General features: G+C 43.6%; 6 protein-coding genes and 2 pseudogenes. All 8 read right to left on the bottom strand.

Features of this window, described 5'->3' with window-relative positions:
- On the bottom strand, positions 1-302 hold a 302-nt coding region (locus AC075L_RS03625; protein WP_476387156.1), incomplete at its 3' end, for a 4'-phosphopantetheinyl transferase family protein.
- On the bottom strand, positions 299-2,125 hold the full coding sequence (locus AC075L_RS03620) for an ATP-dependent helicase (protein WP_055059526.1): 1,827 nt from the start codon (positions 2,123-2,125) through the stop codon (positions 299-301). The genes AC075L_RS03620 and AC075L_RS03625, both read right to left, overlap by 4 nt.
- Positions 2,126-2,127: 2 nt before the next feature.
- Positions 2,128-3,579 (bottom strand): glutamate--tRNA ligase, encoded by a 1,452-nt coding sequence (gene gltX / locus AC075L_RS03615; protein WP_055059527.1) that lies wholly within the window; start codon positions 3,577-3,579, stop codon positions 2,128-2,130.
- A gap of 755 nt (positions 3,580-4,334) precedes the next feature.
- Positions 4,335-6,050, bottom strand: coding sequence for an acetyl-CoA carboxylase carboxyl transferase subunit (locus tag AC075L_RS03610; protein ID WP_022381150.1), 1,716 nt, complete (start codon positions 6,048-6,050; stop codon positions 4,335-4,337).
- Positions 6,051-6,232: 182 nt separating this feature from the next.
- Positions 6,233-7,580: pseudogene (locus AC075L_RS03605) on the bottom strand (acetyl-CoA carboxylase biotin carboxylase subunit).
- A gap of 3 nt (positions 7,581-7,583) precedes the next feature.
- The gene (gene fabZ, locus AC075L_RS03600; protein ID WP_008704118.1) at positions 7,584-8,015 is read right to left on the bottom strand and encodes a 3-hydroxyacyl-ACP dehydratase FabZ; all 432 of its coding nucleotides are present in this window, start codon (positions 8,013-8,015) and stop codon (positions 7,584-7,586) included.
- A gap of 19 nt (positions 8,016-8,034) precedes the next feature.
- Complete coding sequence (accB, locus tag AC075L_RS03595) at positions 8,035-8,496, bottom strand: acetyl-CoA carboxylase biotin carboxyl carrier protein (RefSeq protein ID WP_476387155.1); 462 nt, start codon at positions 8,494-8,496, stop codon at positions 8,035-8,037.
- 87 nt (positions 8,497-8,583) lie between these two features.
- Positions 8,584-9,820 (bottom strand): annotated as a pseudogene (fabF, locus tag AC075L_RS03590) (beta-ketoacyl-ACP synthase II).
- Positions 9,821-9,856 lie beyond the last annotated feature (36 nt).

Here is a 9,856-nt window from a genome sequence, read left to right as displayed (position 1 = left end):
ATACGTCTGAGCATTCTTTCATAATTGGCTCTGCAATGAATCTGCACATCAATTCCAACCTCCTGATCAGCCAGAATACATACCACATATTTTCCGGAATGACTGATATTATAATGCAGGGACGGACGATAGGAAAGGAATGGTTTTCCATGTTCTCCCTCTGCTCTGGGTTCATTGTACAGATTGATTCCATATTCTTTTTTCAGTGCGATTTCCAGAAGTTTCTCTGCGATCATATGCTCCATATGTGCGCCTTCATATTCTTCCCGTATTTTTGTACAGTAAATAATTCCTTTATTCATAGGCCTGTCTCCTCAAGAAACCGGGAAGGCTCCCGTTCCTTCTCATACTGGCGTTTCACATAGGCAAGCACCAGCTTCTTTTTCGCCCTGGTCATCCCTACATAAAACAATCTTCGTTCTTCTTCCACTGCTTCTGCCAAAACCGCCTTGCGATATGGAATACTTCCTTCATTAACATTCAGAATATACACAATATCATATTCCAGACCTTTTACCGCATGGAGTGTGGATATAGTCACTCCTTCTTTTTTATCCTGCTGTTTCCTTGCCTGTTCATTCAGGCGCTTCGTATATTCTTCTATGTAAGCCTGCCACTTCACCAGGGTTTTCATGCCTTTTGCACTCTCATGGATCCGGTCCAGGGTCTCAAGCAGTTCCTCTGGTTTTATTTTACGATACTGTGCATATTCACGCAAGTATTCTTCGAATCCCATTCCTTTTCTGATAAAATTAATCGCAGCAAAAGGGGAAAGAGTACCAAGAATCCTCAGATGCGTTTCCAGTGTGGTAATCCTGTCGCACATCCAGTCTTTGTCTTTATAATATTCCCGAAGTTCATTAAAATTAATCTGCGAACTGTTCAACGCTTCTCTGGAAATATAGCGATTTGGCCGGTTCATGATCTCCAGCAAATTCTTCCTGCTCCTGTCTCCTGCTGCCATTTCAAGATAAGCCAGAAGCGCCCGGCAGATCCAGTGGCGGAAAAGATTGGGAAGCTGTTCTTTCATTGTAAAAGGAACCTGATATTCCATCAGCACATTGATCAGACCTTCCGATTCCTGATTTGTACGAAGCAGGATTGCCGTATTCAGCAGATCCTCGCCGCGCTCCATTCTTTTTTTCAGTGCTGCCACCACGCACATATACTCTTCTCTTGGATTATCAAATTCCTTGCACGTCACAGGCATCCCTTCTTCATTTGGAGTATCCAGCTGCTTTTTGAAACGTCTGGTATTACATCCGATCACTTCCATGGCTGTACGCAGGATATTCTTACTGCACCGGTAATTCACATTCAGAAGGACTGTCTCTGCCTTCGGATAATCCTTTGTAAAATTTAACATAATCTCTGGTCTTGCGCCCCGGAAATGATAGATGGACTGGTCATCATCCCCTACAATAAACAGGTTATTGACAGGTGCCGCCAGCATCTGCAAAATCTTGTATTGTAAGCTGTTGATATCCTGAAACTCATCCACCAGAATGTAGACAAATTTTCTTCTCCATGCATTCAGGATATCCTGTCTCTGGGAAAAAAGTTCATAACAACAGAGGATCATATCATCAAAATCCAGCTTGCGTTTCGCCTTCAGAGCCTGCTTATAGCCATGAAAAATGTCCCTGAATATCTCGTCCGAGCAACAGGATGCATAATAATGCTCCGGAGAAATACAGTTCCCCTTTACAACACTGATTTCCCTGGCAACTTCTTCAATGAAATCTCCCTCCTGAGCCATTTCCTGTCCATATTTCTCAGTCATCTCACGTAGAATACTGAATTTCTCTTCCTCAGAAAGAATATTGGCCGCACTCAGATGATAGGCCGCTTTCAAAATCCCATAAAAAATTCCGTGGAAAGTTCCAAAAGTCACTTCGCTTCTGTTCTGTCCCACGAATTTCAAAAACCGTTCTTTCATCTCTGTTGCCGCTGCTCTGGAAAAAGTTACAACCAAAATAGAAGAAGCCGGTATCTTCCCCTCATTGATCATGTATGCAGTTCTCTCCACAATAACGGAAGTTTTCCCCGAGCCGGGACCTGCCAGGACCATCATAGGTCCTGACAGGTGAGTGATTGCCCGAAGTTGAGATGGATTTCTCTTCATATTTATTTGCTTAATTTCTCAATAGCTGCCTTTACTCGTTTGATTGTCTCGTCTTTACCGATGATCTCCATGATCTCAGTAGCACCGGCCGGCGTCATCTGCTTGCCGGAAACAGCAGTACGCAGAGGCCACATTACATATCCGTTCTTATAACCATGCTCTTTTACAAATGCACTTAATGTTTCAAATAACGGATCATTTGTATAATCTTCCTGTTCTTCCAGAACCGGAAGTACTTCTTTTAATACTGTAAGAGAAGTCTCTTCATTTGTCTTCATTTTCTTATGGCAGTACATGGCGGAATCATATTCCGGTACTTCCTCAAAGAAGTCAATCAGAGCCGGAATGTCAGGGAATGTTTCGATTCTGGTCTGTACCATTCCTGCAATCTTCTTGAAGTTGTAGTCTTTCTTCAGAACTTCTTTCATATACGGAAGTGCTCTCTCATAGAATTCATCCGCATCCATTTTCTTGATATACTCACCATTCATCCAACGAAGTTTCGCAATATCAAATACTGCCGGAGATTTATTGATATGATGATAATCAAATGCCTGTACCAGTTCATCCAGTGTAAAGATCTCTCTGTTGTCAGAAGGACTCCATCCGAGAAGTGCCACATAGTTGACGATCGCTTCTGAAACAAATCCCTGATCAAGCAGGTCTTCATAAGAGGAATGTCCACAACGTTTGGAAAGCTTCTGGTGTGTCTCATCTGTGATCAGCGGACAATGTACATAAACCGGGATATCCCATCCGAAAGCTTCGTAGATACGGTTGTATTTCGGAGCTGAGGAAAGATACTCGTTACCTCTTACTACGTGTGTGATTTCCATTAAATGGTCATCGATTACATTTGCAAAGTTATAAGTTGGGTATCCGTCAGATTTGATCAGGATCAGATCTTCCAGTTCCTCATTGTTTACTGTGATATCTCCGTAGATTACATCATGGAATGTTGTAGTTCCCTCTGTTGGCATATTGAAACGGATTACGTGTGGTTCTCCTGCATCAAGACGACGCTGTACTTCTTCTTTGGAAAGTTTAAGGCAGCGTTTGTCATAAATGGAAATCTCTTTTCCTGCCACAACACGTTTCATACCTTCCAGTTCTTCCTTCTTACAGAAACAGTAGTATGCATCACCCTGTTCTACTAACTGCTGTGCATATTTCAGATAGATTCCCTGTGCCTGACGCTCACTCTGAACATACGGTCCAAAGCCTTTGTCCTTGTCCGGACCTTCATCATGGAGAAGTCCTGTTTTTGCAAGAGTACGGTAGATAATATCTACAGCGCCTTCTACGTAACGTTCCTGGTCTGTATCTTCAATACGGAGGATGAAATCTCCGCCTTCATGTTTTGTAATAAGGTATGCATATAATGCTGTTCTTAAATTTCCAACATGCATTCTGCCTGTAGGGCTTGGTGCAAATCTTGTTCTGATCTTGGTCATAACTTTTTTCACTCCTGAATTTTTTATATATTCAAAATCTGTAAAAAAAGACCCTGCTTAAAAGCAGCGCCTTTCTACTTTCGGGTTTATTATACGTCAGAGGCTTTCTTATTTCAAGTCGGGATAGGGGAAAATTTTAATGTTTTTTGAATAGGGACGCATGGGAAGCGATAGTGTCCGGGGGCTCAGTTTCGGAACCATTGTATTTCTAGGCATTTGGGAAGCCGCTAAAATCATGAGCCACTCTCTCAAACTCGCTACGTCTCCGACTTCGCTCAGACAGTGAAACGATTGGCTCATAACGCGTCTTCCCAAATGCCAAGAACTACAATGAACCCTCAAATTCACCCCCGGACACTATCGCTTCCCATGCTGACTATTGGCTATATAACATATTTACCGTACAACAGTAAAGAAAGCACCACTCCTGACTTCGCAGAATAATTAACCAAAATAATATATCTACTGTACAATATAACTATAGAAACCCTAAGAAAACGCAGAACAACATGCAACAAAACAGCGCAGAAAAATATTTTATTTGGAGTGCATTTGCAGGGGTCTTAGATATTCTTAGTTCTCAGAAATCTGCGTTATGAGCCGGCTGCATCACTGTCTGAGCGAAGTTTGCAACGGAGCGAGTTTGACAAGACGGCTCATGCCTTTAGCAGATTTCTGAGAGCTTAGAAATATCTTAGACCCCGAAACCGCACTCCAAATAAAATATTTTTCTGCGCGTCCCTTTTAACATCGTGCTACATCTTACGAAACCTCTCATACCGTTCCTGTGCAATCTGCAGTCCACTTTTACCAGTCTGTTTCTCCAGGAACTGCTTCATTCTGATCTTCATATATTCTGCAATTTCCGGCAAATTCTCCTCACTTGCAGGATATTCCTCCGGTATGATCCGTTCAATGATTCCCAGTTCTTTCAGATGAGCCGCCGTTACTTTCATGACCTCCGCAGCTTCCGGTGCCTTTCTGCTGTCTTTCCAGAGAATGGATGCAAAGCCTTCCGGTGAAAGGATGGTGTAGGTTGCATTTTCCATCATCCAGACTTCATTGCCGACTGCAAGTGCAAGTGCACCGCCACTGCCGCCTTCACCAATTACAACCGAAAGAACCGGCACCTTCAAATCGGACATTTCCAGAAGATTCCTTGCAATGGCTTCGCCCTGTCCCCGTTCTTCTGCTTCCAGTCCACAGAATGCCCCCGGAGTGTCTACAAATGCAATGACTGCACGTCCGAATTTCTCTGCCTGTTTCATCAGTCGAAGAGCCTTTTTGTACCCTTCCGGTGATGGCATTCCGAAGTTACATCTGATGTTTTCTTTTGTAGTATGCCCTTTACGGATTCCGATTACTGTAACGGGCTGTCCGTCCAGTGTAGCAATGCCGCCGATGATGGCATTGTCGTCTCTGACACCTCTGTCACCATGAAATTCCATGAAATCATCAAAAATGGCATCAATATATTCCGCTGCTGACGGACGGTCACTGCTTCTGGCAATCTGGACTCTGTCCCAGGCTGTGAGATTTTTTTGTTTCTTCTGCTTTTTCTTTTTGCCAAAAGTATCGAAAGATCTGGCAGATGTTTCCTGTGGAAATTCTCCGTAACATTTTCTGGTATCATGCAGTTTCAGGATCAGCGAAAGAACATCCCGCATAGAGCCTCGTTCAACAATTCCGTCGAGAAATCCATGTTCCAGAAGAAATTCCGGTCTCTGGAAGCCCTCCGGCAGTTTCTGACCTATAGTCTGTTCAATGACTCTCGGGCCGGCAAATCCGATCAGTGAGCCTGGCTCTGCAAGGATAATATCTCCAAGCATGGCAAAGCTTGCTGTAACGCCACCGGTAGTCGGGTCTGTCAGCACAGATGTGTAGAGAAGCCCTGCCTGGGAGTGACGTTTAATGGCTGCGGAGGTTTTTGCCATCTGCATCAGTGATACAATTCCTTCCTGCATTCTGGCACCGCCGGAGCAACAGAACAGAATGACCGGAAGTCCCTGTTTTGTTGCTTCTTCAAATGAGCGGGTGATCTTTTCTCCCACCACATATCCCATGGAAGCCATGAGAAATCTGGTATCCATGGCTCCGATCACTGTACGGATTCCTCCGATGGTGGCTTCTCCGATGAGAATTGCCTCATCAAGGTGTGTTTTTTCTCTCAGATCCTCAATTTTCTGCGGATAATCCGGATAGTCCAGTGGATTGCTGTTGTCAATTCCTGTGAACCACTCTTTAAAACTTCCTTTATCTGCGATCATTTTGATCCGGCGTTTCGCACTGATTCTGAAATATCCTCCGCATTTCGGGCACACATAGGCGTTGGATATTACGTCTTCTCTGTAAACCATTTCTCCGCACTTTGGACATTTGATCCATAAGCCTTCAGGTACGGAAACAGATGCGGCCTGTTTATGCCGGTCTTCTGAAACTGTTTTCTTAAAAAATCTCTTCAAGTCTGCCATTAAAATCCTGCTCCTTTATGTAACCCAATTTGATGTTCTTTCAGACAACAAAATAACGTTAATAACTATTAATCAAACTAATTCTGTCAAAAATAATTTTATCGATTTGCTTATCAATTACATTTCAATAATAAATATGTACTTTCTGCTGAACTATAAAATATATTTGCACCAGTTTTCTTTTACAGATCCGGATAATGCTGCGGAATGAAATCTGTCGGTGATATTTCCTTCCTGAAAATCCGGCTGATTGAGAAGTTCATACAGAAAATCCACGTTAGTTTTTACTCCTTCGATGGCAACTTCTCCAAGTGCACTGATCATCTTTCGAATGGCACTGCGGCGGTCTTTGTCATAAACAATGATCTTGGCAATCATAGAATCATAGTAGGGCGGGATTGCGTAGTCATTATAAACTGCTGTATCCACGCGGATTCCATTTCCACCGGGAAGATGTAAGTCAGTGATCTTACCCGGACATGGCATGAAATGTCTCTCAGGATCCTCGGCATTGATTCTGCATTCCATGGCGTGACCGCGGATTTCTATGTCTTTCTGCTGAACGCTTAACGGTTCACCTGCTGCAATGCAGATCTGCTCTTTGATCAGGTCTACACCAGACACAAATTCTGTTACCGGATGTTCTACCTGGATTCTGGTGTTCATTTCCATGAAATAAAATTCTCCGGACTGATCCAGAAGAAATTCTATGGTTCCTGCACTTTCATAGCCTGCTGCCTTTGCTGCCCGTACTGCTGTCTCACCCATTTTCTTTCTCAGATCATCAGAGATTGCGATACACGGAGACTCTTCGATCATTTTCTGGTGACGTCTCTGAACAGAGCAGTCTCGTTCTCCCAGATGAACTACATTTCCGTATTTATCCGCAAGAATCTGCACTTCAACATGTCTGGGATTCTCCACAAACCGTTCCAGATACATGGTATTATCGGAGAAGGAATGGACCGACTCCTGCTGTGCTGTCTCAAACAATTTGGCAAATTCCTGTTCATTTCCGGCTACACGCATTCCTTTTCCACCGCCGCCTGCTGATGCTTTGATCATGACCGGAAAACCGATTTCCTTTACAGCTTCCAAAGCCTGCTCTACTGTGTAGACCGGCTCCTTTGTGCCGGGCACTACCGGGACTTTAGCTTTCCGCATTGTGTTTTTCGCCTCAGATTTATTTCCCATTCTGGAAATTACTTCTGCGGAAGGACCAATAAATGCCACATTACATTTCTCACACATTTCCACAAAACGGCTGTTCTCTGAGAGAAATCCGAATCCCGGGTGGATTGCTTCTGCTTTTGTGGCAATGGTAGCACTTAAGATTCGCTCCATGTTCAGATAGCTGTCTGATGACTGTGCCTTTCCGATGCATACTGCTTCATCTGCAAGCTGGGTATGCAGGGCATCTCTGTCTGCTTCTGAGTATACGGCTACTGTGCGGATTCCCATCTCACGACATGCCCGGATGATCCTCACTGCAATTTCACCACGATTGGCGATCAAAATTTTATTAAACATCTGTTATGCTCCTACTGCAAAAGTCAGCTCTGCGATCACTGCTACCTTACCGTCCTGGTTTGTTGCTTTTGCTTTTCCCACTCCCATGGGACCTTTTTCCTTAATGATCTCTACTTCAAGAGTAAGGGTATCTCCGGGAACTACTTTGTTCTTGAATTTTGCATTGTTGATCGATGCAAAATATGCGATCTTTCCTTTATTTTCCGGTTTACTCAGAATTGCAACTGCACCTGTCTGCGCAAGCGCTTCAACGATCAGAACTCCCGGCATAACCGGTTCCTGTGGGAAGTGTCCTGCGAAATGCGGCTCATTATAGGTAACACATTTCTTTCCTGTTGCCTTCACACCCGGCACCAGTTCTTCAATAGTATCAATCAGGAGGAACGGGTGTCTGTGGGGAATGATCTCCATGATTTCTTTTGTTGTAAGTTTCATAGTTTTTTACCTCCTTCTTCTATTCTATCACAAACATCGGCTGTCCGAACTCTACCATCTGCTCGTTTTCTACAAGGATTTCTTTTACTGTACCATCAAATTCTGATTCAATCTCGTTCATCAGCTTCATTGCTTCCACAATGCCAAGGACCTGACCTTTGCTTACTTTATCTCCTACTTTTACAAAGGGGGGATTTTCCGGAGAAGATGCTGCATAATAGGTACCTGCAAGAGGAGATTTTACCACACTTCCTGTCTGTACTTCATCGTTAACAGCATTGACGGATTCTACATGTACAGCCTGCTGCACTACCGGCTGATACTGCTGAGCATCTGCCGGATCAGTATTGACTGCCATCTGCTGTACAATTGTTTTCTCTTTTGACATGGAAATATTTAAGGTATCGTCCTGCAGGTTAAATTCTGTGAGATCTGAATCGCTGACTGCGTGGATCAGTTCTAATATATTTGCCAGTTCCATTTATTTCCTCCTGCTGAAATAGCTATATTATAAGATCACTGTCGTATATTGTTTTCAAAATCACCATACCATTTATTATCTGCGTGATCAGTCTTCGTACTTTTTAATAAGTAAGGATGCGTTATGTCCGCCAAAGCCAAGAGAATTGGTAAGTGCATATTTGATATCCATCTTTACATTACCGTTTCCTACATAATCCAGGTCACACTGTTCATCCGGCACCTTATAACCAACAGTCTGATGGATCAGGCCTTCCTGAAGTTCTTTTACACAGGTGATCACTTCCACTGCACCGGCAGCTCCCAGAAGATGTCCTGTAATAGATTTTGTAGAATTTATTTTCATTTCTTTTGCGTGTTCACCAAATGTTTTCTTAATGGCAATTGTTTCAAATAAGTCATTATGATGTGTGCTTGTACCATGTGCGTTTACATACCATACATCATCTGTGGAAATTCCTGCTTCTTTTACAGCCCATTCCATAGCTTTGGCAGCACCGGAACACGTCCTCTGCAGGGGATGTAATGTGGTAAGCATCTCCTGTTGCACCATATCCGACAACCTCGCCAAGGATTTTCGCTCCACGTGCTTTGGCATGTTGCAGTTCTTCCAGAACTACCACGCCGGCACCCTCGCCCATTACAAAACCGCTTCTTTCTTTGTCAAAAGGGATGGAACATCTCTCAGGATCTGTGGATGAGGTCAATGCTGTCAGTGCCGCAAAACCACCAAAGCCTGTTGGTGTGATAGCTGCTTCCGTTCCACCTGCAACCATAACATCTGCATCAGAGCACTGAATAGTACGGTATGCTTCTCCGATGCTGTGGGTTCCTGTTGCACAGGCAGTTACAACATTAATGTTCTTTCCGCGGAGTCCAAACTGAATGGAAACATTTCCGGATGCCATATTGGAGATCAGAAGAGGAATCATCAGAGGATTCAGTCTTCCTGGTCCCTTTGTGTTGAGAATTTCGCAGGATTTCTCTACCACCTGCATACTTCCGATACCGCTTCCCACGCTACAGCCTACACGGAAGGGATCTTCTTTTGTCATATCCAGTCCGGACTGCTCAATAGCTTCTTTTGCTGCTGCTACCGCATACTGGCTGAAAAGCTCCATACGTTTTGCAGATTTGAAATCCATATAATCCTTTGGATTAAAATTGTTGATCTCTGCTGCCATATGCGCTCTGTAATTTGTGGAATCAAAACGTGTTACTTCTGCAAAGTTTGTTTTTCCTTCTTTTACACTGTTCCAGAATTCTTCTACACTAAGGCCTACCGGAGTGATTGCTCCCATACCTGTAATTACAACTCTTCTCATTTTGTTCTCCTTATTTATACGTTCATACCGCCATCT

Source organism: Blautia sp. ZXY-1-B12, assembly GCF_056339915.1.
The sequence above is the reverse complement of the archived record's forward strand: the minus strand, read 5'-3'. Positions and strand labels throughout refer to the sequence as shown.

Excerpts from the sequence above, each read along its gene's own strand:
- AC075L_RS03610 (WP_022381150.1), bottom strand. The coding sequence starts at position 6,050 with ATGGCAGACTTGAAGAGATTTTTTAAGAAAACAGTTTCAGAAGACCGG.
- fabZ (WP_008704118.1), bottom strand. The coding sequence starts at position 8,015 with ATGAAACTTACAACAAAAGAAATCATGGAGATCATTCCCCACAGACAC.
- gltX (WP_055059527.1), bottom strand. The coding sequence starts at position 3,579 with ATGACCAAGATCAGAACAAGATTTGCACCAAGCCCTACAGGCAGAATG.
- accB (WP_476387155.1), bottom strand. The coding sequence starts at position 8,496 with ATGGAACTGGCAAATATATTAGAACTGATCCACGCAGTCAGCGATTCA.
- AC075L_RS03620 (WP_055059526.1), bottom strand. The coding sequence starts at position 2,125 with ATGAAGAGAAATCCATCTCAACTTCGGGCAATCACTCACCTGTCAGGA.